We start from the raw sequence: 23,068 nt of genomic DNA on the forward strand, positions 1-23,068 counted from the left end.
GGCAGCCAAGGCGGCCGCCCCATCACCCACGACACCGACCTCTACCGCGATCGCAACACGGTTGAGCGCGCCATCAACAGGATGAAGGCCTGGCGAGGCATCGCCACCCGCTATGACAAGACGCCCGAGAGCTACCTCGCCGGACTCCATCTCCGCGCAGCAACCATCTGGATCGGCAGCCTCCTGAAAGCCTGTTGATCACAACCGAAGACAGGCCCTAGGCGAGCGAGAGCCCCGGGCGGCCGTCGCGCGGGTACCAGTCGGCGAAGTCCTCGTCACGCCACAGCCCGCCCAGGTGGTCTCTCACCCACATCGCCGTTGTACCGCCCGGGTTGCTCGCCCGCGCCATCTGCACGGTCAGAGAAGGGACTTGCTCACCAGAACGGGCGTGGAGCGACAACGGGCACCTCGACAACTGCATCGGTCCTTGAACAGAGCCGAGCATGCCCGTTGATCATGCTGCCCCACCGGGGATCCCCAAGATCCCCGACAGAGTCCAGGGGCATGTCCGGCGTTCACTGGTATCGGCCGTCGAATCGGCTTCCGCTGCGCAGATCCGAGAACCGGAGGCCGACGACCTCTCCCCCCTCCACCACCCAGCGCAGGTCGTAAGAGGCCCGGTAGGACGGCGGCCAGAACGAGCAGAAATGGCCGTCCTCGTCGACGGACCATGTACCCTCACTCTCCCGTCCGCTCTCGAAGTAGCGAGTGGCGCCGTCGGAGTCGAAGGTCTGCGTCGCTCCGTCGCTGTAGACGAGGCGCCCTGCGGTGAGAGCGGCCGGAATCTCCCCGGCCGGCACAGGTGCGCCGTCTTCGGCTGAAATGCCGTCGAGGTTCTTGGTCACTGAAGGGACCTCCCGTGGGCCCAAGCTGGCCCTTTGTGAGCTGTGGTGGTTCAAGGCATGTCGCCGCACAGGAGTCGCGGCAGCGAGGAGGACGATGGCGTTCTGCCTCCGGGTATCGCAGCCTGTCTCTCTTGGCGTGCAAGGCGGCGGCCGAGCAGCCGCTCTCGGACTGCTTGTGGACGGCCGCTCACTGGATTTCGGTGGCGCTGCCTTCCGGCATCTGGAACATGCTCAGGTACTGGCCGTAGCCCTCCCTCTCCAGCTCCTCAACAGGGATGAAGCGCAAGGAAGCTGAGTTGATGCAGTACCGCAGCCCGCCCCTCTCGCCGGGTCCGTCGGGGAACAAGTGTCCGAGGTGGCTGTCCCCGTTCACCGACCGGACTTCGACACGTACCATTCCGTGGCTGGTGTCGGGCCGCTCGACGACGTGGTCGGGCTCCAGGGGTTTCGTGAAGCTGGGCCACCCTGTGCGGCTGTCGTACTTGTCCGCCGAGGAGAACAGGGGCTCCCCTGACACGATGTCCACGTAGATGCCGGGGGCCTTGTTGTCCCAGAAAGGGTTGGCGAAGGATGGCTCCGTCTCGTCCCGCTGGGTTACGCGGTACTGCTGTTCTGTGAGCTGCGCGATGCGCTCTGGGCTCTTGCGGTACTCCGGCATGCCTACCTCCCAGGCCACGTGGCTGCATCGTCACTTCTAGGCTTTCGCGTCACGCGCTACCGTTTCCTTACCTCGCGACGGGACATGCACGTCACTCGACACTGCCGGTGAGCGGGCGGTGGGGCTACGCCCAGCTGCGGCAACCCCTGGGCGCCCGCCTAGGTGTTGGCTACTGGGCCCTGTTCCTCGCCGTCGACCTCAGCAGCTGGTGAAGGGAGCGCTCTTCGGGCTGGGCCACGGCATGTTCCCCTGGCACCGCACTGGTCAATATCCTGCGGTCCCTGGTCCACCCCCGCATGGGCACACCCTTCACCAGCGCCCGGGACGTGGCGCTGCGGGAACCGCCCGGCTTCCTCATACTCGTGGCCGTAGTCGAAGGCGCTCAGCCCGGACACATAGGCAGCGATCAGTTCTCGCGCCCCGACGGTGAGCAGTGACAAGCTGCGCACCAGCGCCTGGGGGTAGTCGAGCAGTGGCCGGACAGGCCCGGAACACTTGCAACAGCGCCGCGTCCGGCGGCAGCGACGGCAGATACGACACGCGATACGCCTCCATGTGCGTACGGCGATGTGAGCGTCACGGTGCTCGCTGAGCGGATTGGCGCACACGGTTCGCGGTCGGAACGTCGGCCAGCTCCCGCAGGTCGTCATGGCCACCAGCTGGACCCGGCCGTGCTCACCCCCTTACGCCGTCCGGGACATCGGGGTGCACATCCGACGCCGGTGCGGCGAGCGTGTCGGCCCCCAGGGCCTCTGGACTCCAGTCGGAGTTCTCGCTGGCGGGATCGAGGTGGTCGATCACCCAGGTTCACAGCATGGCGTCCTGCTGGAGTTCGCGCGCTCATCCCTCGGCGCCAGTGCCCCGCATGCGCCTGTTCACCAGCGGCGACAGCTCAGCCCAGCGCCGACGCGCGTCGCGCGGCTGGTTGGAGTCATAGGCGTGTTGCTGAGCAACAACGCGGACCGACTCGAGCTTCGACCAGTCGTGAGCGTCCGCGGCGAGCTTATTCGCCCAGCAACGAACCGTCGTCGGTCTCGGCATCCCTACGACCAGGAGCGACGGCCAGTGAGGACAGTACGTACACCAAGCACACCACGCATCGCCACGGCCGACATCCGGCGCAGATGCCCCACCTGGCGTGGTGAACATCCCTTCTGGGCCGCGCTGCTCACGTTCGAGGCCGGTCCGCCGATCGTCTACTGGCCCTAGACGAAGCTGAACCCGGGCGGGATCCCGCTCGCCCTGTCGACCACGTCCGGCGCCCGATCCCTGGTCATCGGCGTTCTGCTCGTTGTTCTGGGGCTCTGCCTCTGGTACCAGCCGCACCATCACATGTTCGCGGGGATCACCACCCTGCTCCTCACCCTGATCTCCCTCCCCGTCGCCAACTTCAGCGGCCTCTTCCTCGGACTGATCTCCGCCATCATCGGCGGCTCCCTCTCCTGCGCCTGGCAACTTCCTCCTGCCGCCCCGCCGCCCCGCCGTTGCCGCCCGCGACGGTCGCGCCGGACGAGGCGCCCGCCAACGTCCCGGCAGAACACGGTCACAGCGGCATCTGACACCCGTACCGGTCCGACCCGACCGGTGCACCCCACGCACCGCGCAAGGCAACGCCTGTACTCTCCGCTGATCGAAACGGTCACGGACACGGGACCAAGCCCGTCTCCGAAACCTTGCTCGATTTGTCGGCGAGCCAAGTACCGCATATGGCGATCGACGACACCGTCGGCGTCATCGAGGGACGCGTCACGCGGCGACCGCTGCCCGCTCGCGGGCCGCCCTCACCGCAGCCGACAGGCTCGCGATGTCGTACGCGCCGTGGTGCCTGCGGCCGTTGACGAAGAACGTGGGTGTGCCCGTCACACCGCTGAGATCGGCCGAGTCGACGTCTTCGGCGACGTGTGCCGCACCGGCGTGCGACCGCAGGTCCCGCTCGAAGCGGGCCACGTCCAGTCCGATCTCCATCGCATAGCCGCGCAGGTCGTCGGCGCGCAGGGCGCCCTGGTGGCCAAGCAGCAGGTCGTGCATGTCCCAGTACCGTCCCTGCGCCGCCGCGGCCTCGGCCGCCTCCGCGGCGAGCTGGGCGTGGACGTGCACGTCCACGCGCGGAAGGTGCCGCCATACGTAGCGCACGCCCTCGAAGTCCCCAAGGAGATCGCGTACGACACATTCGGCCTGCCCGCAGAACGGGCACTCTTAGTCGCCGTACTCCACCACGGTCACCGGCGCCCAGCGCGGGCCGCGGATGTGATCGCGGTCGAGGTCCACCGGGACCGCGAGGTCGACGATGGTCTCGGCCCGGCCGAGCAGGGCTCGCAGCCGTGCCGGGCCGGGAAGCGCCCCGATCACGGCCGTGACGAGGCGGCTGGTCAGGAACGAGGCGAGGACGGCCGTCAGGATGCCCGTCTTGGCGTCCTCCAGCCGGGTGCCGTCGAAGGCGAGCGTCGCGATGAGCAGGGAGACGGTGAAGCCAACTCCGGCCAGGGTGCCGCCGGCCGTCACGGCTCCCCAGCCGACCGGCGGCCGTACCCGGCCACGCGACAGGAAGGTGGCGAGTGCCGAGGCTCCGACGATGCCGAGAGGTTTGCCGAGGACGTAGCCGAGGAGGATGCCCAGGGTGATCGGCGAGCCGAAGGCCCGTGACAGCTGGTCGCCGCTGACCTCGATACCGGCGTTGGCCATAGCGAAGAGCGGGACGACGGCATAGCTCGCCCAGGGATGGTAAATGCGCTGCAGCCGGTCGTTCGGGGAGACCGCGGAGACGATTCCGGCGCGTGCGTGGCGGCCCAGTTCCGGGGTGGGCTGTTCGCGGAAGAGCCGGAAGAGGCTGGTGGCGCGCTCCAGGTCGCTTCTGGAGGCCGGGTAGGCGTAGGTGAGCAGACCCATCGCGAGGCCGATGACCACGGGATCCACGCCCGATTCGAGCAGGGCCACCCAGGCGATGACCGCAAGCACCGCGTACACGGCGCCACGGCGCACGCCGAGCCTCCGCACGCAGAGGATCACTGCGAAGGTACCGACGGCGGCCAGCAGCGCGGGCAGCCGGATGCGGTCGCTGTAGGCGACGGCGATGACGGCCAGGGCCAGGAAGTCGTCGACGACAGTGATGGTGAGGATGAAGACCCTCAGCCCGGCCGGCATACCGCGGCCCACGACGGCCAGCATGCCCAGGGCAAAAGCGGTGTCGGTCGACATCGCCGCACCCCAGCCCTGAGCGGTGCCGTGGCCGGCGTTGACGGCGAGGTAGATCGCGATGGGGACGAGCATCCCGCTGACGCCCGCGGCCAGGGGCAGCGCGAGCCGCTTGCGGTCGCGCAGCTCGCCCATGTCGAACTCGCGGCGGGCCTCGAGGCCGACGACGAGGAAGAACACGGTCATCAGGCCGCTGTTCACCCATTCGCGCAGGTCGAGCGAGATCCCGTAGGAGCCGAGCCGGACCGAGAGGTGGGTGTGCCAGAACGCCTCGTACGCGTGCGGTGCCGTGTTGGCCCAGACGAGCGCGACCAGTGCCGCGGTGACCAGGACGGCGGCGCTCCCGGTCTCGGTCCGCAGGAAGTCACGCAGCGGGGTGTGCGTGTCCTGGCCGCACACGGTTTGCCCCGTGTAGGCGCCGGGCGGAGGGGCCATGGCAACCTCGCATCGTGTGGATTCGGCGTCATGACGCCGACAACAAGCGGACGAGCGTTCCGTTCATTCTGTGCAATCCTTCAACAGCCGGCCCGGACCTTCCACAGGCGGCTCACCAATGCCGGATACCCACCCTTCGAAGTGACGATGAGCTCAGGCCCGATGACGACGTGTGGGCCATCCGGAGCGCGAGCGCCCGCTGGTCGTGTCTCGCGCGGTGCGAGTGGCGATGAAAGCCGAGCGGTTGATGTCGACGGCGTCCTTCCACTCGGGGCGGGCTTGGACGTAGTCAGCGACAGAATTGCAGTAGATGCCAACCTTGGCCGGACCTTGAGTCAGGTCTTCCAGGGCGTAGCGTGCCAGGGCCGACACGATGCCCGATGCCGTTGGTCTGGGTCCACGTAAGAGCGGGTGAGCGTGACTCGTCCGCCGGTGGTCTCGTAAGCCGCGTTACCGACGACTTGGCCGTTGAGCAGTGCCTGGTAGAGGCGCGTGGTCTCGTCCTTGCGTACCTCAACCGCGGCCGGTGATTGCTCCATGTTCTCTTCTCGCTTCGTTCGCCTCCAGTCGGTGGCCCCGAGCAGTTCTCACTAGGGCACGCGAACGGACCACCTAGTCCAACTTACGGCACACTTTACGAGTAGAGACGCGTGATACTGGACCTCAAGGTCCGAAGTGGGGGCCTGCCCGAATGCGCGACGTAACTACACCTTGGAGGTGTGGGTTGATGAGCAGCGAAGAACAGGTGCCGGTAACCGAGGAGCTGATCGACGACATCGATCAAGTCCGCTTTGAGCTCTACCGCGACGGCGATCTAGTCGGCTGGCTCTACTACACCCATCTGAAGCCCAACCGGTACGCCCTACTGCACACCGAGGTGGAGTCGAGTCATCAACATCAGGGCGTGGCGGGCGCGATGGTTCGGCGAGTGCTCGACGAGATCCGCGCCCGCGAGGGCACGATCACCGCGATCTGCCCCTTTGTGGCCGACTACCTCTCGCGGACGACCACCTATGCCGATCTGATCGACGCCCGACACCCGGGCTACTCCGATCGTGCTGCTGCCGAGTCAGCACGCGCGAAGGCCGGTGGCTGAGACTACCGGGTCGCAATCAGGAGCTCCCTCGGACGAGCCCCATCGCGGTCTCACGTCGTGCCGCCTCGAACTCCTACTCCTGGTGGCGGAAGTGCAGCGACCCAGCCGGAGGCCAGGGTGATCCGGCACGTGTGGCCAACGCCGATGAGCTCATGTCTCCCCGATCGGCCGCGTGGTGTCAAGACACGGGTAAGAAGCGGAGCCCGACCTGACACTAACCTCTGGGCGAACACGCGAGCTGGCTCTGGCTGTGCCAACTGGACGCCCGACTGAAGCCCGCCGTCTCAACCGGTGATCGCGACTTGGAGAGCCATCGCGCAGGGGATTGGTGCCTCTGGGCTAACACGGTCGGCCACGAGGGCGGATGTGGCCCAAGCAAAGGGATCGATGAGGGGAAAGACTGATGAAGGCAGTGGTTGGGGAGACCGTTGTGGCCGAGGCCCCGAGCGAGGCGGTAGTCAGTATCGAGGGAAATGTCTACTTCCCGCCGGACTCAGTTGCAGCCGGCGCGCTCCGCGACAGCCCAACCCCCTACACCTGCCCCTGGAAGGGGACGGCGCAGTATCACGACGTTGTGGTCGGCGACATGGCGCTCAGAGACGGGGCTTGGTCTTACCCGAACATCAAGGAGTCGGCGGCGAACCGTGTCGGTCGCGACTTCAGCGGCTACGTCGCCTTCGATGTGCGCCAGGTCAGGGTCGAGAACTGACAAGGCACACCGCACTGCCAGCAGATGCCACATACCTGACTGCAAGATCTAGTTGAGTAGGGAGGAACAATTTCATGAGTGAAGACTTCGAGGGCCGTAAGATCGTCGTTGTCGGTGGTAGTAGCGGTATTGGTCTGGCTACGGCGCAGCAGGTGCTTGCCGGGGGTGGCAGCGCCGTGATTACCGGCCGAAACCCGGACAATCTGAGGATGGCAGTGGAAACGCTGTCGCAGCACGGTAGGGCATGGGGTATCGAGGCGGAACTGACCGACCGCGCCCAGGTGCCTGAGGTTCGAAAGCAGCTTGCCGCCGAGCATGCCGATGCGAGTTTACTGGTGAACGGAGCGGGAATTTTCACTCCGAAAGCATTCAGCGAATATGACGAAGCTTTCTACGACTCATTCAACGAACTGAACCGCGCGATGTTTTTCATTACCCAGACCGTCGTTGCCGGGATGGTCGCTGAGGGTAAGGGCGGTTCGATCGTCAATATCGGCGCGATGTGGGCACACCAAGGGATAGCGGCGACGCCACACTCCGGCTTCTCCGTGCAGAAGGGCGGCCTGCACTCACTGACGAAAGCGCTTTCGATTGAGCTGGCGCCGCATGCGATTTGGGTCAATGCGGTTGCACCGGCAGCGGTGAAGACACCTCCGCATTTCCGTCTGGTTCCCGAAGAGCAACTCGACGACCCCGTGAATAGTTTTGCCAGTATGCACCCGCTGGGCCGGGTCGGCACCGTGGAAGATGTCGCGAACATGGTGTCGTTTCTGCTTTCGGACAAGGCAGGCTGGATGACCGGTGCGATCGTCGACGTTGACGGCGGGGTCATGGGCGGACGTAACTAAGGGTCCACACATGAAGATCGCTGTTATCGGTGGGACCGGGCTTATCGGATCGCAGGTGGTGAAGATCCTGAACGCGGGCGGGCACGAGGCGGTGCCGCACTCGCCGTCCACCGGACTGAACCTGTTGAGCAGGAAGGGCCTGCCCGAGGCGTTGGCGGGAGCCGATATCGTCGTGAACCTGACGGACTCGCCGACCTTCGATGAGGCCTCGCCCGCGTTCTTCCGGACGACGATGGACAACCTGTTGCTGACCGCCAGGTCCGCCGGTGTGGGCCACGCGGTGGTCCTCTCGATTGTCGGCGCCGACCTGGTACCGGACCTGGTGTACTACCACGCCAAGGTTCTGCAGGAGGACATCCTCAAGGCCGGTCCCGTGCCGTACTCGATCGTCCGCGCCACGCAGTTCTTCGAGTTCATGGACGCGGTGATGTCGTGGACCTCCGACGACAAGACCGTCCGCCTGCCCGCCACGCGCATCCAGCCCATAGCCTCGGCCGACGTCGCCCGGGCCGTGGCCGAGGTCTGCGTGGGCGTCCCGCTGCGCGGCATCCGCAACGTCGCCGGCCCTGAGGTCTTCACGCTCGACGAGTTGGGCCGAATCACCCTGGCCGTCCGTGGCGACCAACGCAGCGTCGTCACCGACAACAACGCCGGCATATACGCCGCCGCCTCGAGTGACGTTCTCATCGCCCAGGGCGACGCCGTCATCGCCAGGACCACCTACCGGGACTGGCTCGCGCGGTGACTGAGACGGAGCCCGCACGACCTCCACGGTGCGAGCCCCGGCCGTACGGCCAGCCGGTCAGGCCGGGACGGACACCGCCGTGTTCTTCCCGGGTTGACCATCCACAGCACATGGTCGATCCTCGCCGTGGAGAACAAACCGGAGCACACCGACCTCATCGACCCCAAACACCCGGAAGTAATCAAAGGCCACACTCGTTTGCCTTAAACCCGGCTATCGGCTCCCCCGACAGAAGGTGTGACAATGACGATCAATCTCGAGGCCGAGGCGTCTGCCCGTGAAGAAAACAACGCTGCACTCATCGCTGCTTTGGACGAGAAAAGTCTCAGCGAGGTGGAGTCCAGCTGGGAGCTCGATGTCCTCAACGATGCGGAGCACGGTCGCTGGATCGCCGCCCTCGGTCCCGAAGCGATCGGCGAGCTCTCGTACCGTTTCGTGGGCGGCCGTGTTGTGCTGCTTACGACCTGGGTCGACCCCGCCTACCGCAAACATCGGGTCGCCACAGAACTCGTCTCTCGCGTGCTGGACGAGATCCGCGAGAGCGGGAAGAAGATCACCATCATCTGCCCGGTTGTGGGTGAGTTCATCGACCGCAACCCCGAGTACGCCGACCTCATCGATAAGGTCCATCCCGGCGCCGGCGCCTACCCCAAGCACGAACCCGCGGAAGGCGGCCACGACGAGGAGCTCACCGCGATCGAGCACGACCTGGCGTAGTTGTCCGGCGTTCAGACGTGGTTGCCTGTCACGCATCCGAAGCGCGCGACACGTGTACCACAGCACGGTCACGAGGGTAGGGCCGACGTGTTCATTCGCCCTAGACAGACTTGACGCCTCGTCGGCTCACCATCAGAAGCGCGGCAGGCATGGCGTAATGTCGTGGCCGCGCTCGAGCAGGCCAGGTCAGGTCCGCGATGGCTTCGCCGCTGTTGGTGAGCATCACCGCCAGGTCGGTGGCGATCCGGCCCGGATCGTGTCTGGTCCCACCCTGCCGAAGCGGCCTGCGAACGGCCGGGTAGGCGGGGGCAGCCCGGTGACATCAGCGGGATCCGCCGACAACCGTGCCCGGCATGCCCGACCACCCTGAACCATCGGCACTGACATGGACCTTGGGACGCAACCCGAGTCTGCATGCATAAAGTGCCCTCCGCTTGGACCGACCGAGCTCCCCAGCAAGGTTCATCGTCCCAGGCCAGGAAGGCACTTTCATATTTCCGCCGTACCCAGCCGAAACAGCGAGGTTAGTCATGCCGCAGGCATCGCCCCATTTTCCGCACATCGTGGTGCACAGCCCAGCGCTTGACGGCTCCCGCCGAGTTACCGGGGGTGACGTGATCCTGGGGATCGCCTCCCATCTGGATGACGTCATCGAGATTCTCCGACTTGCCGACCTCGATCGGATCGCGGTCGAGGAGAGTGACCTCATCGAATGGCAGGGGGGTGGACCGGACGAGTGGCCGGGTCTTTCCGAACACCCGGAGGAATGAGCCGGGACGCCTGCTGATCTCTGTCCGTTGCAAGGCCCTGTTGTTCTCGCCGCTTTGGGTCCAGAAACACAGATAGAGGGGCCGCCCCATCTACCCGATGCGGCCGCCCTCGCGCATTCGGCCCGTCAGACCTTCAGCTTCTTGATCGACGTCGGCGCGTGGTCCGGCTCCGTCGCGATCTCCTCGAACTCGACCACGTTGCGGATGTCGTTCGTGGTGTGGACATCGAGATGTTCGTGACGCGTTCCAGGATCGCCTCGACGATGACCAGCACCTGGTGCTCCACGGTGAGCTTCTTGGCGTGTTCGAGGGCGGCGCCCAGATCGTTCCGATCGGTCACGCGGTTTGTGTTGCAGCACCCAGGCCCTCCTCTGCCTCGCCCGCCACGGCATCAGCGTGCTCTTCGCCGTGCTCCGCGACGGCATCTTCTACGAACCACGCACCCCCGAAGCAGCCGTCGCATGACCAGCTCGGGCTTGACGAAGGATATAGAGGCACCCCCAGTCTCCCCAGATCTACGATCTCGCCGGATGATTCCTGCACGGGCAGCCACCGGGTGATGGCGTCCATGTGCTCGGCGAGGACTTCCGCGTCGAGGTCGAGGATCCCCGCCTGGCCATCGACGTCAGCTTGTAGTGGTCGTGAGGGGAAGTGTGCGGGGGTCACACCTGCCCCCTCGTGCAGACGCTGGCCAAGCTCCACGTCGAGCTCACACGGTTCACCGACAGCACCATTGACGAGGACGGCGACCCCGCGCGGCTGTCAAGCAACTCGACTTAGTGATCAGCACCTTCGACCAGCAGAGGCAGAGGTTCGGGGGTGAGACAGAGCGGCCCTTGTGCGAGGTCGACTGTGAGCCGGGTGAGCTGCGCGGAGTCAGGCCGTACATAGAGGTTGGTACTGGTGATTCCCCGCTCGGGGTTGGGCACGTCGGAGGTCAGTGAGCACAGTTGCCCGCGGTTGCGGATGAGACAGGGCGGTCGCTGCCGTGCCGGGCGCGGCGATGAGGGCCGCATCGAACCCCGCCCTGTGCTCGTGCAGGCCAGGTCGGGTCGTGGTAATCGATGACCTCGGCGGACGGCGAGGCTGTTGCCGTCACCTCCACACCGGCGGCCGCCGCCAGCTGGATGGCCAGGGAGCCGGTGCTGCCGTCTCCGTTGGTGATCAGGAGGCGCTGCCCTGTGGTGAGCCCCAGCGCCTCCAGGGCCTGCTATGCGGTGAGGCCGTTGACGGGGAGTGCGGCCGCCGCGGCGTGTTCCAGTTCGTTGGGGACGGGGGCTGTGTGGGCGGCGGTGACAAGGACCTGCTCGGCCCAGAAGCCTCTGCCGCCCGGAAGCGGCGCCCCATGCGCCACTACACGGTCACCGACGGAGGTCCCCTGGACACCGGGGCCGACAGCGCGTATCCGGCCGACGCCCTCGACGCCCAGTACAGCGGGGGCCGCAGGCCGACATCCCAGCCGCCGTTGCTCAGCAGTTTGTCCCACGGCCCCACGTCGGCGGCCTCGACCGCGATGAGGACCTGGCCTTGCCGGGCGGCGGAGGTTCAGGAAAGTTGAGGAGGATGACCTCCGTCGCCCCGGGCGCGGAGACTCCGCTTGCTTTTATCACTCTTCCTTAGAGTTCGTAACGCGATCTTGTGGAGATGTGCTGGCCGGCGTGGCCGGTGTGATGATCCGGCGTTGGGGTGTGAGTACGCGCCCGTGGATCGTCGACGATGACTTGTGGTTGCTGATCGAGCTGTCGCTGCCGCCCTGGCCGGAGCGGTCGCCGGGGGCCAGGCCGGTGCCGGACAGGCTGTGTCTGCCGGGCATCTTGTACGTCCTGTTCAACGACATCGCGCTCCTGCCGCTGGAGCTGGGGTTCGGCTCCGGACAGACCTGCCGGCGGCGCCTGGACCGCCGGCAGCAGGCCGGCGTCTTCGACCGGCTGCACCGCATCCTGCTCGCCGAGTGGAACGCGGCCGGCGAGCTCGACTGGTCAAGAACGTGTGTGGACGGCTCCCACATCCGGCCGCAATGGGGGGCGCGGCAACCGGTCCGCAGTCCGGACCCCTCCCGGGCGACAAGGCGTACGACTCGAAGGCCGTGCGCTGCGAACAGCGACGCCGCCGGACCCTGCCGGTGATCTCCCGCAAGGGCGCCCCGAACATCAAGGGCCTGGGCAAACTCCGCTACGTCGTCGAGCAGACCTCCGCCCTGCTCCATCAGTTCCAACCACCCTGCCGTGCGATGGGAACGACGCCTCGAACTCCACGACGCCTTCCTCGCTTTGGGCTGATGATCCTGTTACAAGCTCTTACGCGGTGTAGGCGGGGAGCAGCCTGGCCGCTCCCGGGCGTCTCTGCGGTGCTCTTTCAAGGGAGCAACTTTTCCACACCGGCAGCGCCCTCTTCGTCGAGAAGGCGGCGCGCCTGTTCAAGCCTCTCCGGTGTGATGTCGTGACCAGACGCCAGTACTACATCTTCCGGGTCGGGCAACTGTTCCGTGCCCGTATGGAGGACCGCATCTGGCGTTTGCTCTCCCCACTCATCGTCGTCAGCGCTTTCAGACATCGTGTCTCCCATGTTCGAACAAGTGTGACGGGCGTCGCTCAGCGTGAGAGATCGGCCATTCAAGGGTTGGCAACCGGGCTCTCGTGCTGGTTCGCAGCCCAGGCAAACGCCTCTGCCAGGTCCTTCAAGGCGGCTGCTACCGCTCCATGATCCTTGTGCCCTTCCTGCTGTCGCGCTTGAGACGCGATGGCCTCGAAAAGCGCCGCTTGAGCATCCCCTTGCACCGTAGAGTTGGCATTGCTCACGATGTCCTCCGAATTCCTGTCCGGGAACAGTTCAGACCCAGCCTCACGCTGGCTCTCGTTGAAACTGATACACCTGGCAAGCGCGGGTTAGCGCAGGGCCGATCAGAACGTTGTTTCTCCACAAATGGTATTGCAGCTTTGATCTACAGCTCATCTACGCGGGATCGGCGCCCGTCGTGGAGAGTTGAGCCGCTCCGCAGCGGCACTCCGCTTTCGGGCTTGGGATGGGCGGCCTGCCTGCAAGTACTGTGTGGCGCACGCCCCCGACGCGACGGCCTCCGGTGCGTAGAGCTCCCGGGGCAGGCAGCTTGATGCGGTCGTTGGGGCAGGGAGCCACCATCCCTAGGACAACCCCATGCCGGGGTCCACTCACTGCGGCGCGCTCAGCAGCGGGTCCGTTCGCTGTGAAGTCCGCTTTCCCAGCCCGTGCGTATCGGATCGCCGGTGGGCCTACGAGCGCGTGATCGTCCGGCATGGGGGCCGCCGCCGATGGCCAACACCGGGGAACCCGGACTCTCAGCCGCAACAATGCCAGTCCGCCCGCTCGCGGGGCGCGCGTCTCAGGGATCGTGAGGACGAGCGCGGCCAGAACGACGAAGGCCGGCGTAAGGACGTGAAAGCCGTATGCGTCGGGACGTGAGGTCGACTGAACCAGCAGCCCCACCACACCCGCACCAGTGGCCATGCCGATACCCGTGCCCACCCCTGTCATCGTGGGCCCCAACTACGGACGTTGCTTGGGTGAGAACTCGACCAGTCCGGCGGCAAGACCGCCCGTGGCGATGCTTTGCACTACCAGGGCGATCACGAGGGAGACGACACCATCAGCCGTCCAGAAGACCGCTGTGCCGGCCGCCGCCACCAAAAGGGCGGCGACCAGCACCCGGCGACTGCTCAGGTAATCGCTCAGCGATCCGTCCGTCAGCAGGGCACCGAGCAGGCCCACGGCATACACGGCGAAGATCACCGTCAGCATCGTGACCGACAGACCCCAGCGCTCCCGGTACAGCGGGGAGATCGGTGACGGTGCGCTTGCTGTGGCCATCAACACCACATTGGTGCAGACCAGCACCGCACGGACCTCGCCTGAGACGGCGCCCGTCGCGAGGAAGACCCACACATTTCGCGTCGCGGTCGGGCAGGACCGCGACGCGTGTGCCAGTCTCGGCATCCTGGCGACCCGGTAGCGTGCACGCAGAAAGTGCCTTCCTGCTGCTGGGATGACAGAGACCTTCGACAAGCCCCATCTTCCCAGCCCAGAGAGCACTTTTGCTTTTCCGGTCAAGACCCGGACGCCACGGCAGGCGAAAACACGCAGGTTAACCACCGAGCCGGCGGACAGAGTTGACCGGCCGCCGGGCGGGGCAGCGTGCGGACGGCAGTGTCCCGCGCTCAGCGCCGGCACTGCCTTTGATGGCAGTAGACCGTACAGTGGCTTGCTCGCGGCTCCCGCACAGGCCGTTATCGCGCAGCAATGCGCAGAGGGCAGAAACGGCAGGCAGGACGGACCTATGCAGTTTCCGATTGCCGGATCACGGAGCCACTGCGATTGGCGCCGTAGAGGCTTTGTAGAGCTGCCGTAGACCCCGCCGTGGCAGGGTCGAATCCAAAACAGGCAAGAAGTGTTCGTTCGCTGCTTACTGGAGAGTGATTCGGGTGGCCACTGACTTCGAAGGCAAGAAACTCGTCGTGATCGGCGGCGCCAGCGGCATGGGCCTCAAGACCGCCGAGAACGTGATCGCGGAGGGCGGCAGCGCGGTGATCGTCGGCCGCCCGGGGCAGAAACTCGACGACGCCGTGGCAAGCCTGTCGCGCTCCGGCAGCGCATGGTCGATCGCAGCCGACCTGGCGGACCGGGATCAGGTCGTCGAGGCACAGAAGCAGCTGGCGGAGGACCACCCCGAAGCCACCCTCCTCGTCAACGCGGCGGGGTTCTTCGTGCCCAAGCCCTTCCTCGACCACGAGGTCGCAGACTACGACGCCTATCACGACCTCAACAGGGCGGCCTTCTTCCTGACCCAGACCATCGTCCGGGGTATGGTCGCCGGCGGTCAGGGCGGCGCCATCGTGAACGTGGGCAGCATGTGGGCGCACCAGGCCCTCGCCGCGACACCGTCGTCGGCCTACTCGATGGCCAAGGCGGGCCTGCACGCCCTCACGCACAACCTGGCCATGGAGCTCGCCGGAGAGGGCATCCGTGTGAACGCTGTGGCTCCCGCCGTCACCAAGACGCCCCTGTTCGAGAAGGTCTTCCCGAAGGACCAGTTGGACGCGGCGATGGAGCAGTTGGGTGACCTCCACCCGCTCGGCCGGGTCGGCACCCCGCAGGACCTGGCCTCCGCGATCGTCTTCCTCCTCTCGTCGGCCTCGAGCTGGACCACGGGCGCCATCCTCAACGTCGACGGCGGGTTCATGGCAGGCCGCAACTAGGCGCACCCCTCACGCCCCGCCCGGGACCGCCACCTGGCACCCGCCCCGGGCGGGGCAACCGAAAGGCGTCGATCAAAGCCACCAGCGCACGAAGGAGCCCGCATGGCAGGCAATCTGAGAAGCGTGACCGACGAGACCTTCGCGGACGAGGTACTCAAGAGCAGCAAACCCGTGCTCGTCGATTTCTGGGCCGAGTGGTGCGGGCCCTGCCGCCTTGTAGCGCCAGTCCTCGAGGCACTCGCCGCCGAGCACAGTGACAAGATCACGATCGTCCAGCTGAACGTCGACGAGAGCCCCCGCACCGCCGAAGAGTACGACGTCAGGTCCATCCCCACGCTCAACGTCTACCGGGATGGCCGGGTCGTCAAGACGGTCATCGGAGCCAGGCCCAAGTCGGCCCTGGAACAGGACCTGCTGGAGTTCCTGAGGTGACCGGGCCCTGAAGGGGTACGTCGGCCTGACCCGCCCACCCCTGCTGTGACACGCTGCGGCAGGCGCGAGCCGGTCAGGCCGACGCTCGGGGCAGTTTCCAGTCTTTTCGGATGTACTGGCTCATGTACGCGTCCGGATGGCGCTGGAGATAGTTCTGGTGCTCGGGTTCCGCTTCCCAGAACGTGCTGGACGGGACGACCTCGGTAACCAGCTTCCCCGGCCATAATCCAGACGCGTCGCAGTCCGTGATCACCGCCCCTGCGATGCGTCGTTGCTCCGCGTCCAGGTAGAAGATGACAGACCTGAAGGTCAAGCCGATGTCATTGCCCTGCCGGTTCAACGTGGTGGGGTCGTGGATCTGGAAGAAGAACTCCAGGATGCTTCGGTAGTCCGTCCCGGACGGGTCGTAGGTGACCTCGACCGCCTCCGCATGGTTCCCGTGGTTTCGGTATGTCGGTTCCACCACCTCGCCGCCGGTGTAGCCGACACGGGTGCCCACGACACCCGGGAACCAGCGGAACAGCTCTTGCATGCCCCAGAAACATCCGCCCGCCAACACGGCATACCCCTTTTCTGGTACCACGTTGTGTTCCCCCTTCTGCGAGGTCGGAATTGACTGAGACCGTCCGACACGAGACCGGCCTCGATGGACGAGGCCCGCCCGTTCGCCCGGTCGCGATAACCAGACGGGGGACCTCGACTCTGCGGCGTCGAACCGCCGGCTCGTTCACCGTTAGCTGCCTCGGCCGCGAACTCCTTACCCGGCGTCAGCAGGTGCCAGGCCAGCGTGCCCTACAGGGGGTTCCGAACCTGCCCATGCCGCAGCGGAGTCCCTTGCCCCGGAGGCGGCTCCAGGACAGCCCGGACATCCGAAACCCGTTGCGTGCAGGCATACGCTGCTGCCTTGGACCGTCCCCTCGAAACAAATACATGCGTGCACCTGCTCAGCAGCGTGTCGAGCCATGCAACACAGGAATGAGACCGCAATGACCAGTAGAGAACCGGGCCCAGCAGACGACGGTCGCGTCGAGATCAAGGACAATCCCGATGGACGTTTCTACGAATTGCGTTATGGCGATCAGTCGGTGGGCCTGCTCGTCTACGAGACGGCCGGCTCGCGACGGGTGCTGACCCACACGACTATCCGAGAGGAATACCGCGGCAGGGGCTGGTCCAAGCTACTGATTCGTTTCGCTCTCGACGACCTCGCCGCCAAGGGAACGACGATCACCAACTACTGCCCGGTGGTCGACCGGTTCATCGAGGAGAATCCCGGATACAAGCAGCTGATCGACTCCGACCACCCCGGCAGCTGGGGCCGGTCCGGAGGGTAGGAGTGCAGCGGGGCAGCCCTGGGGGCGTCCTCACTACTTGGCTGGAGCCGATGGCCGGCCGCCTGGGCGACTATGCCGGATAGACGCCTCGTCGACATCGAGCCGCTTGAATGGCCTTCTCCCGCCGCGCCGCCACCGAGGCGCCAGCACCGAGATGTCGCGGGGCTCCGACGGCATGGAGGCCGTAATGACTTCACCAGACAACTTCGCGTCCTACGAAGACCTGGCCGCTTCCAACCCTCTGCGCTCGCAGGAGGAGTACGACGAGGACGAGCTGGGAGAGGATGTCCTGGACCGGGGTTACTCACCCGCCGATGCACCTCTCGCCGTCAACGACTGGGGTGTCACTGCGAGGGAGGGCGGCTCCCACGAGGACCTCGCGCATCGGCTCAGGCGCGAGGTGCCGGAAGTCAGTGCACCGGACGAGGGCGACGGGCTCGGCGACACGATCGGCACAGACGGAGAGCTCATCGACGACCAGGTCGGCGACGAGCGAGCGGGACGCCTCCTCGGCTGGGACACGGGCGTTCTCGCCGCAGGATATGACGGCGACGGCTACTGGGCGCGGGACGTGGGCGTCGACAACGGTGCCGCCTCCGCCGAGGAGGCGGCTGTCCATGTGGTGCCTGACACCCAAGAGGACTCCTGAGCGACCGCCTTCCCCCGACCGGGCCAGGAAGGCAGCGACGAGTCCGAACTGCCCGGCCCGAAGGGGCGCTGAACCAGGGAGGGTTCCCTGGCCCTCCGCAGCCGGTCTGGCAGGCCGTATGTCGGCCCGCCCAGGACAGGCGCATCCACGGAGACCCACCGCCGCCGGGACGGCATGCACCGTGCCCCGTTTTTTCAGCCCGGCGGCGGCTACCAGGTCAGACACGTCAAGCAGCCTCTGCAGGCGTTGGGGCCGTTCGGACCCAACGCTGCACCAGACCAGTTCGCCGGGACCGCTGCGGAGGAGCCGGGCCAGGTGCCACGCCCTGGACTGGACGAAGCGGGCTGAAACCGCACGTCGGCGGCAGTCGGCGTGCCTGGGCGTTGAGAGAGGCAGCGACTGTGAAAACGATGCAACCGGGACCGGGCACCAGCAGCCAGCGGGAGAGCCTCGCTCAGCGCCGTACGAGATTCGAGGAGAAGCCCCCTCATCGCCGCACCTCTACGGCGCCGCCTGGCGCATGACCCACCACGCAGCAGACGCTGAAGAACTGGTCCAGGAGGCGTACACGCGCGTACGCCTCCTGGACCAGTTTCGACCAGGCACGAATTTCGCGGCCTAGATGAACAAGATCATGATCAATCAACACATACCTGCCCGTCGCAGACAGCAGTGCAGACCGCACCTGTGCTTTTAATCCGACGTCGGAGGTCAGCGGCTGGCACGTCTTGGCTCCTACGCTTCCGGAGTGCTGAAGTCGGCCGAGGCATACGCACTGGAACGCATCGTGAATCTCTCCTACCGCGAGATCGCGGAAACAATGGAGCCCCTGTCGGCACCGTGATGTCGCGCATCCACAGGAAACGCCGGCAGCTGCGTGGGCTGCTGCCGCAGTACGCGCCCGGGCTGCGTACGGCATGATCGCTCGCCACCGGCGTGGAGGGTCGCAGGCTCCGCGGCCGGCCTGCTCACCAGCCAGTCGCGGCAGTACGGGAAAGCGCGCCTCACACCGCGCGCGAGTCGCTCGTCGAAATACGCCGGAAACCCCGTCCGATGAAATACCGGGATGCGCGCACGGCGAAAGAAAAACGACGACTTCGCGTAGACGTCCTGTAGATGGTCTCGTGCTTGGCTTGTTCGCACGAGATCACCTGGGGATTGAAAGCCATGCACTCTGCGGATGTCAGAAGAACGTGCCACTCGGCTCCGGATGCACATGCCGGAACCAGCGGCAGCGCCCCGGCAGCAGGGCCCGCCAAGGGCCGAAGGCAACTCGACCCGGAGTCCGCCGCCTGGGTGGACGCGCTCGAGGACAGTCATGGGCCGCAGTACGAGCAGGCCTGCACGCGGCTGCACGAGCTGCTGGTACGGATCGCCATGGACGAAGTGTTTCGCCGGGGTCCTCGTTACCGAATTTCCGGGCCCGAGCTGAGCGATCTCGCTCACCAGGCGGCCGCCGACGCACTGATGAGGATCACGCACAAAATCCAGGAATTTCGAGGCGACGCCAGGTTCACCACATGGGCATTTCGATTTGTCGTACTTGAAGTGTCCAGCAAGCTGGGCCGCCATTTCTGGCGTGCTTCAAATGCCCAGTTCGACTTGGACGAATGGGCGCAAGTACCCGACTGCTCCGGAGTCGACCCCGTCAGCCATTGGCAGGCGCGGGAGCTGGTCGAAGCTGTGCGCAAGGCAGTCGAGACAGCACTGAGCGCCCACCAGCGGCAGGTCTTCACCGCCGTCGTCAACGGGGTCCCTCTGGAAACGCTCGCCAGCGAGCTGGGGACGAACCGCAACGCGCTCTACAAGACGATGTTCGACGCCCGCAAAAAACTGCGAGCTCAGCTGATAGCCAACGGACATCTCAGCGCCGCGGGCTGATGCAGCAGGGACTACGTCGGCTGGGTCAGCGCTGACCAGGGGGCTCGCACCGCGGCCATACACGTCCCGGGGGGGCCTGGCAGCCCCCCGGGACGGACGCAGAAGACTGCGCCGCCAGGAACTCACGAGGGGCCAGCGGTAAGAAGTAACGTCCTCCGGGCGCTCATCTCCGAAGGGGCCCGCAAGGGCCGCCCCGGACTGACAAGGACGGCGAGCATGGCGTTCATCTCGCGCGGCTTCCACGGCCGAAGGCCGTCGGCGGGCACGAAGCTGCCGCCAGGGCAGTACGAGACGACCAGCTTCCCGGTGCTGTCCGCCGGACCCACCCCCAGCATCCGGAAAGACGACTGGCAGCTGTCCGTGACCACGGAAGCCGGGCAACAGCACGTATGGGACTGGGCTGGCCTGATGGCACTCCCAGCGGAGACCCCGACCGTCGACCTGCACTGTGTGACGAAGTGGTCGAAGTTCGGCACCAAATGGCAAGGCGTGTCCCTGGACGTTCTGCTCGCAGACGTGGAGACGGCCGCAGAGCACGCCCTCGTCACTTCGTACGGGGGCTACACGACGAACATCCCCCTCGCCGACCTGATCGACGGCAAAGCGTGGATCGCCTACGGCTACGAGGGCAGCGACCTGGCACCCGACCACGGTGGCCCCGCCCGGCTGCTGGTCCCGCACCTGTACCTGTGGAAGTCGGCGAAGTGGGTGCGCGGGATCGAGCTGCGACAGAGCGACGTGCCCGGCTTCTGGGAGAGCGCCGGCTACCACAACTACGGAGACCCATGGCGAGAACAGCGGTACCAGGGAGACTAGGCGATCGGCTCCGGTGGCGGATCGCCGAAGTAACGGGTCGGCGCGTGGAGTCCGCGACGGCCGTCACCCTGACACTGGACCTGCCGGACTGGCCCGGGCACCTGGCCGGACAGCATGTGGATGTCCGACTGACCGCAGAAGACGGCTACAGCACCCAGCGCAGCTACTCGATCGCCTCGGCTCCCAACGGCCGGAGCCTCGACCTGACAGTCCAGCGCACACCCGGCGGGGAAGTGTCGCCCTACCTCGTGGACGAGCTCGTGCCCGGGGACCAGCTGGAGCTGCGCGGGCCTGTGGGCGGCTGGTTCGTCTGGAGGCAACAGCAGACGGAGCCGATTCTGCTGGTGGCGGGCGGATCGGGACTCGCGCCTCTGATGTGCATGATCCGCGCACGGGAGGCGGCCAGCAGCCGGGTCCCGTTCCGGCTGCTGTACGCAGTGCGGACCCCCTCGGACCTGCTGTATCGCTCGGAGCTCCGGAAGGGGGCGCCGGGGCTGGATACGACGTACCTCTACAGCAGAGAGGCCCCCGCGGACTCGCCGCGCCCGCCGGGGCGCATCACCCCCGAGGACTTGATCCGCGGCGGCTGGCCCCCCGACTTCGAGCCGACCTGCTATGTCTGCGGGCCCACGGCGTTCGTCGAGAAGACGGCTGCCTACCTGGTGCTCCTGGGACATGCACCTGAGCGAGTACGTACCGAGCGCTTCGGCGACAGTGGAGGTTGAGATGGCATCTGTGGAGGCTGGCGGCCCCGATGTGGCCGATGCCCATGGCGGGTATGTCGACGGAAACGCGCTGGCAGGGCCCCTGTCCGAGGTCTTCGCCGTTGATGTGACCGCCGCGACGAGCCGATGCGCCAACTGCGGCTGCACGGGCCCCTTCGCTCGCCTGCACGTGTACATGCATGCACCGGGCCTCGTCGCACGTTGCCAGCAGTGCGGGAGAGTCGTGCTGCGTACGACGCGCACGAGGGACGCGGTCTGGCTCGACATGAGCGGCGCGGCCTCGCTGGCAATTCCATTGGGAGAGGCCTGAGTTCCCGCGTAACGCCGCTAGTACTACTAGCCTCACTTCCAGAGCGGCCGATCACGTGTGATCGGAAGCGGTCACTCACTCGGAGACGAGATAGGGAACAGCGGCCTGCGGGGTGTATCCCACGCAGTCGCTGAGCGCGAATTGATCAGGTTCTGTCACGAACTCGAAGATCTGAGACTGTGTAGTACCAGTTCCGTGTTCCGTCCTACCGGGACCACTGTAGCCACGCTCTAATACCGGCTCGATCTGCGTGGTAAGACGCTGAGCTTTGGTGGCATTAATAGCCTGCGGACCGACGTGCCGTGCAGGCCATGACTAGATACAAAGAGGTGCCTGATGAAGGCGATTGTGGTGACAGATGAGGCCGCGGGAACGGCCGGCATGACACTGGCAGAGCGGCCGGAACCGGAGGCTGCGGGGAACGATGTCGTCGTTCAGGTTCGTGCATCGGGATTCACTCCCGGCGAGCTGACGTGGCCTGGAACCTGGACCGATCGCCTCGGCCGCGACCGCACGCCGTCGATTCCCGGTCACGAGCTGGCCGGAGTGGTCACCGTCCTCGGCTACGGCACGAGGGGGCTGTCGGTAGGCCAGCGGGTGTTCGGCCTCACGGACTGGACGCGCGACGGCACCCTGGCGGAGTACGTGGCCGTCGAGGCACGTAACCTCGCGCCGTTGCCAGGCGACGTCGACTTCACCGTGGGCGCGAGCCTGCCGATCGCCGGTCTGACCGCGTGGCAGGGACTGTTCGTGCACGGCCGCTTCCAGGCGGGGCAGAGCGTCCTCGTGCACGGCGCGGCCGGTGGAGTCGGATCGATGGTGACGCAGCTCGCCCGCGAGGCGGGAGCCCACGTCATCGGCACCGGACGTGCCGCCGACCGTCAGACGGCGCTCGACTTCGGCGCGCACGAGTTCGTCGACCTCGACAACGACGCCCTCAAAGACGTCGGCGGAGTCGACCTGGTTTTCGACGTCATCGGTGGCGACATCGGGAAACAGTCCGCAGGCCTGGTTCGAGCCGGAGGAATGCTGGTGAGCATCGCTGGACCGCCCGAGGCGCAGCCAGCCGAGGGCCTGGCGGTGGATTTCGTCGTCGAGGCCGATCGCGCCCAACTGAGTGAGATCGTCCAGCGGGTCCGGGATGGTCGACTGCGGACGAACATCGGCAACGTGGCGGCGCTCGACGATGCCGTCGCCGCCTTCAACCCGACCGAGCGGGTCAAGGGGAAGACGATCATCCGCGTTCGTCCGTAAAGGGCTCAGGGACAGTGACCGGGGTCCCGGTAGGAATGGGACGGGGAACTGGTGCAGCTGTCAACTCCTGACGGGCGTGCGCCGGGTCGGATTGGGCCGCCGAAGCGACGGAGCGGGGTAGTTATGGTTCCGCTTCATGGGTCGGCTTATCGAACTTCTGTTTCCTGGAGACTCGTCAGTATGGTGCCGCTGTTAATACTCCAGTTGCACTTCGCTATCGCTGCTGGTCAGAGGCTGGTTTCTGAGCATACTCAGCTGACGCCTCGTCATGTGGCGGGAGTTCGTGGGTCACGTCCGATTACTCCTATGTCAAGCAGCCACTGCGAGCGTGTTCACGTGGTCGTGTGACGCTTGGGCATCGTGCTGGAGGGCTCGGTAGACGACGTCGGACAGTCGGCGTTTGAGGGCACGGAGCGCTTCGGTC

Annotated in this window: 26 protein-coding genes and 4 pseudogenes; 20 read left to right on the forward strand and 10 right to left on the reverse strand. The window is 66.2% G+C overall.

The window, feature by feature from the left end; translation table 11 throughout:
• Nucleotides 1–198 (forward strand): annotated as a pseudogene (locus tag ACTWQJ_RS19000) (IS5/IS1182 family transposase); the annotation flags it as partial.
• Between the two features lie 317 nt (nucleotides 199–515).
• Here ACTWQJ_RS19000 and ACTWQJ_RS19005 read toward each other — a convergent pair.
• Both ACTWQJ_RS19005 and msrB read right to left on the reverse strand, forming a co-directional pair.
• Complete coding sequence (locus tag ACTWQJ_RS19005; RefSeq protein ID WP_443307822.1) at nucleotides 516–845, reverse strand: hypothetical protein; 330 nt, start codon at nucleotides 843–845, stop codon at nucleotides 516–518.
• Between the two features lie 187 nt (nucleotides 846–1,032).
• On the reverse strand, nucleotides 1,033–1,503 hold the full coding sequence (msrB, locus tag ACTWQJ_RS19010; protein ID WP_443307823.1) for a peptide-methionine (R)-S-oxide reductase MsrB: 471 nt from the start codon (nucleotides 1,501–1,503) through the stop codon (nucleotides 1,033–1,035).
• 296 nt (nucleotides 1,504–1,799) lie between these two features.
• Here msrB and ACTWQJ_RS19015 point away from each other — a divergent pair, with 296 nt between their 5' ends.
• Complete coding sequence (locus tag ACTWQJ_RS19015) at nucleotides 1,800–1,940, forward strand: hypothetical protein (protein ID WP_443307824.1); 141 nt, start codon at nucleotides 1,800–1,802, stop codon at nucleotides 1,938–1,940.
• Nucleotides 1,941–2,799: 859 nt separating this feature from the next.
• Nucleotides 2,800–2,898, forward strand: a pseudogene (locus ACTWQJ_RS19020) (DUF6114 domain-containing protein); the annotation flags it as partial.
• A gap of 351 nt (nucleotides 2,899–3,249) precedes the next feature.
• On the opposite strand, the pseudogene nhaA reads toward ACTWQJ_RS19020, so the two are convergent.
• Nucleotides 3,250–5,130, reverse strand: a pseudogene (nhaA, locus tag ACTWQJ_RS19025) (Na+/H+ antiporter NhaA).
• Nucleotides 5,131–5,857: 727 nt separating this feature from the next.
• On the opposite strand from nhaA, the gene ACTWQJ_RS19030 reads away from it, so the two are divergent.
• The 6 genes from ACTWQJ_RS19030 to ACTWQJ_RS19055 all read left to right on the forward strand — a co-directional run bounded on the left by ACTWQJ_RS19030 (nucleotide 5,858) and on the right by ACTWQJ_RS19055 (nucleotide 10,015).
• Nucleotides 5,858–6,226, forward strand: coding sequence for a GNAT family N-acetyltransferase (locus tag ACTWQJ_RS19030; protein WP_443307825.1), 369 nt, complete (start codon nucleotides 5,858–5,860; stop codon nucleotides 6,224–6,226).
• A gap of 403 nt (nucleotides 6,227–6,629) precedes the next feature.
• Nucleotides 6,630–6,935, forward strand: coding sequence for a DUF427 domain-containing protein (locus ACTWQJ_RS19035; RefSeq protein WP_443307826.1), 306 nt, complete (start codon nucleotides 6,630–6,632; stop codon nucleotides 6,933–6,935).
• Between the two features lie 74 nt (nucleotides 6,936–7,009).
• Complete coding sequence (locus ACTWQJ_RS19040; RefSeq protein ID WP_443307827.1) at nucleotides 7,010–7,783, forward strand: SDR family NAD(P)-dependent oxidoreductase; 774 nt, start codon at nucleotides 7,010–7,012, stop codon at nucleotides 7,781–7,783.
• Between the two features lie 10 nt (nucleotides 7,784–7,793).
• Nucleotides 7,794–8,528, forward strand: a complete 735-nt coding sequence (locus ACTWQJ_RS19045; protein WP_443307828.1) for an SDR family oxidoreductase — start codon at nucleotides 7,794–7,796, stop codon at nucleotides 8,526–8,528.
• Nucleotides 8,529–8,771: 243 nt separating this feature from the next.
• Nucleotides 8,772–9,245 carry a GNAT family N-acetyltransferase gene (locus ACTWQJ_RS19050; RefSeq protein WP_443307829.1) on the forward strand — a complete coding sequence of 158 codons (474 nt, stop codon included), beginning with the start codon at nucleotides 8,772–8,774 and terminating at the stop codon, nucleotides 9,243–9,245.
• 530 nt (nucleotides 9,246–9,775) lie between these two features.
• Nucleotides 9,776–10,015: a hypothetical protein gene (locus tag ACTWQJ_RS19055; protein WP_443307830.1), complete on the forward strand. Its 240-nt coding sequence runs from the start codon at nucleotides 9,776–9,778 to the stop codon at nucleotides 10,013–10,015.
• Nucleotides 10,016–10,140: 125 nt separating this feature from the next.
• Here the strand turns inward: ACTWQJ_RS19055 and ACTWQJ_RS19060 are convergent.
• The 3 genes and pseudogenes from ACTWQJ_RS19060 to ACTWQJ_RS19070 all read right to left on the reverse strand — a co-directional run.
• Nucleotides 10,141–10,370, reverse strand: a pseudogene (locus ACTWQJ_RS19060) (glyoxylate carboligase); the annotation flags it as partial.
• Nucleotides 10,352–10,681, reverse strand: coding sequence for a hypothetical protein (locus tag ACTWQJ_RS19065; RefSeq protein WP_443307847.1), 330 nt, complete (start codon nucleotides 10,679–10,681; stop codon nucleotides 10,352–10,354). The gene ACTWQJ_RS19065 and the pseudogene ACTWQJ_RS19060, both read right to left, overlap by 19 nt.
• Before the next feature lie 544 nt (nucleotides 10,682–11,225).
• The gene (locus ACTWQJ_RS19070; RefSeq protein ID WP_443307831.1) at nucleotides 11,226–11,501 is read right to left on the reverse strand and encodes an alcohol dehydrogenase catalytic domain-containing protein; all 276 of its coding nucleotides are present in this window, start codon (nucleotides 11,499–11,501) and stop codon (nucleotides 11,226–11,228) included.
• A 202-nt stretch (nucleotides 11,502–11,703) separates the two neighbouring features.
• Here ACTWQJ_RS19070 and ACTWQJ_RS19075 point away from each other — a divergent pair, with 202 nt between their 5' ends.
• Nucleotides 11,704–12,141, forward strand: coding sequence for a transposase (locus ACTWQJ_RS19075; RefSeq protein ID WP_443307832.1), 438 nt, complete (start codon nucleotides 11,704–11,706; stop codon nucleotides 12,139–12,141).
• A gap of 229 nt (nucleotides 12,142–12,370) precedes the next feature.
• On the opposite strand, the gene ACTWQJ_RS19080 is transcribed toward ACTWQJ_RS19075, so the two are convergent.
• The 3 genes from ACTWQJ_RS19080 to ACTWQJ_RS19090 all read right to left on the reverse strand — a co-directional run bounded on the left by ACTWQJ_RS19080 (nucleotide 12,371) and on the right by ACTWQJ_RS19090 (nucleotide 13,885).
• The gene (locus ACTWQJ_RS19080) at nucleotides 12,371–12,568 is read right to left on the reverse strand and encodes a hypothetical protein (protein ID WP_443307833.1); all 198 of its coding nucleotides are present in this window, start codon (nucleotides 12,566–12,568) and stop codon (nucleotides 12,371–12,373) included.
• A 59-nt stretch (nucleotides 12,569–12,627) separates the two neighbouring features.
• Entirely contained in the window at nucleotides 12,628–12,813 is a 186-nt protein-coding gene (locus ACTWQJ_RS19085; protein WP_443307834.1) for a hypothetical protein, read from the reverse strand.
• 724 nt (nucleotides 12,814–13,537) lie between these two features.
• A complete protein-coding gene (locus ACTWQJ_RS19090; protein WP_443307835.1) occupies nucleotides 13,538–13,885 on the reverse strand; it encodes an MFS transporter in 348 nt (115 codons plus the stop codon).
• A gap of 584 nt (nucleotides 13,886–14,469) precedes the next feature.
• Between ACTWQJ_RS19090 and ACTWQJ_RS19095 the strand changes: the two genes are divergently transcribed.
• A complete protein-coding gene (locus ACTWQJ_RS19095) occupies nucleotides 14,470–15,243 on the forward strand; it encodes an SDR family NAD(P)-dependent oxidoreductase (RefSeq protein WP_443307836.1) in 774 nt (257 codons plus the stop codon).
• Nucleotides 15,244–15,345: 102 nt separating this feature from the next.
• Nucleotides 15,346–15,675, forward strand: coding sequence for a thioredoxin (trxA, locus tag ACTWQJ_RS19100; RefSeq protein ID WP_443307837.1), 330 nt, complete (start codon nucleotides 15,346–15,348; stop codon nucleotides 15,673–15,675).
• A gap of 73 nt (nucleotides 15,676–15,748) precedes the next feature.
• Here the strand turns inward: trxA and msrA are convergent, their stop codons facing one another.
• Nucleotides 15,749–16,258 carry a peptide-methionine (S)-S-oxide reductase MsrA gene (gene msrA / locus ACTWQJ_RS19105; protein WP_443307838.1) on the reverse strand — a complete coding sequence of 170 codons (510 nt, stop codon included), beginning with the start codon at nucleotides 16,256–16,258 and terminating at the stop codon, nucleotides 15,749–15,751.
• 403 nt (nucleotides 16,259–16,661) lie between these two features.
• Here msrA and ACTWQJ_RS19110 point away from each other — a divergent pair, with 403 nt between their 5' ends.
• The 8 genes from ACTWQJ_RS19110 to ACTWQJ_RS19145 all read left to right on the forward strand — a co-directional run bounded on the left by ACTWQJ_RS19110 (nucleotide 16,662) and on the right by ACTWQJ_RS19145 (nucleotide 22,644).
• Nucleotides 16,662–17,009 (forward strand): GNAT family N-acetyltransferase, encoded by a 348-nt coding sequence (locus tag ACTWQJ_RS19110; protein WP_443307839.1) that lies wholly within the window; start codon nucleotides 16,662–16,664, stop codon nucleotides 17,007–17,009.
• Nucleotides 17,010–17,196: 187 nt separating this feature from the next.
• On the forward strand, nucleotides 17,197–17,658 hold the full coding sequence (locus ACTWQJ_RS19115) for a DUF5709 domain-containing protein (RefSeq protein WP_443307840.1): 462 nt from the start codon (nucleotides 17,197–17,199) through the stop codon (nucleotides 17,656–17,658).
• A gap of 118 nt (nucleotides 17,659–17,776) precedes the next feature.
• On the forward strand, nucleotides 17,777–18,280 hold the full coding sequence (locus ACTWQJ_RS19120) for a sigma factor (protein WP_443307841.1): 504 nt from the start codon (nucleotides 17,777–17,779) through the stop codon (nucleotides 18,278–18,280).
• A 674-nt stretch (nucleotides 18,281–18,954) separates the two neighbouring features.
• A complete protein-coding gene (locus tag ACTWQJ_RS19125) occupies nucleotides 18,955–19,539 on the forward strand; it encodes a sigma-70 family RNA polymerase sigma factor (RefSeq protein ID WP_443307842.1) in 585 nt (194 codons plus the stop codon).
• Between the two features lie 216 nt (nucleotides 19,540–19,755).
• Entirely contained in the window at nucleotides 19,756–20,355 is a 600-nt protein-coding gene (locus tag ACTWQJ_RS19130; RefSeq protein ID WP_443307843.1) for a sulfite oxidase-like oxidoreductase, read from the forward strand.
• Nucleotides 20,325–21,080: a ferredoxin reductase gene (locus tag ACTWQJ_RS19135; protein WP_443307844.1), complete on the forward strand. Its 756-nt coding sequence runs from the start codon at nucleotides 20,325–20,327 to the stop codon at nucleotides 21,078–21,080. The genes ACTWQJ_RS19130 and ACTWQJ_RS19135 overlap by 31 nt, the downstream gene beginning before the upstream one ends.
• A 1-nt stretch (nucleotide 21,081) precedes the next feature.
• On the forward strand, nucleotides 21,082–21,390 hold the full coding sequence (locus ACTWQJ_RS19140) for a DUF6510 family protein (RefSeq protein WP_443307845.1): 309 nt from the start codon (nucleotides 21,082–21,084) through the stop codon (nucleotides 21,388–21,390).
• 336 nt (nucleotides 21,391–21,726) lie between these two features.
• Entirely contained in the window at nucleotides 21,727–22,644 is a 918-nt protein-coding gene (locus ACTWQJ_RS19145; RefSeq protein WP_443307846.1) for an NADP-dependent oxidoreductase, read from the forward strand.
• Nucleotides 22,645–23,068 lie beyond the last annotated feature (424 nt).

The organism is Streptomyces sp. KR55, assembly GCF_052245645.1.
Lineage (GTDB): Bacteria > Actinomycetota > Actinomycetes > Streptomycetales > Streptomycetaceae > Streptomyces > Streptomyces flavusporus.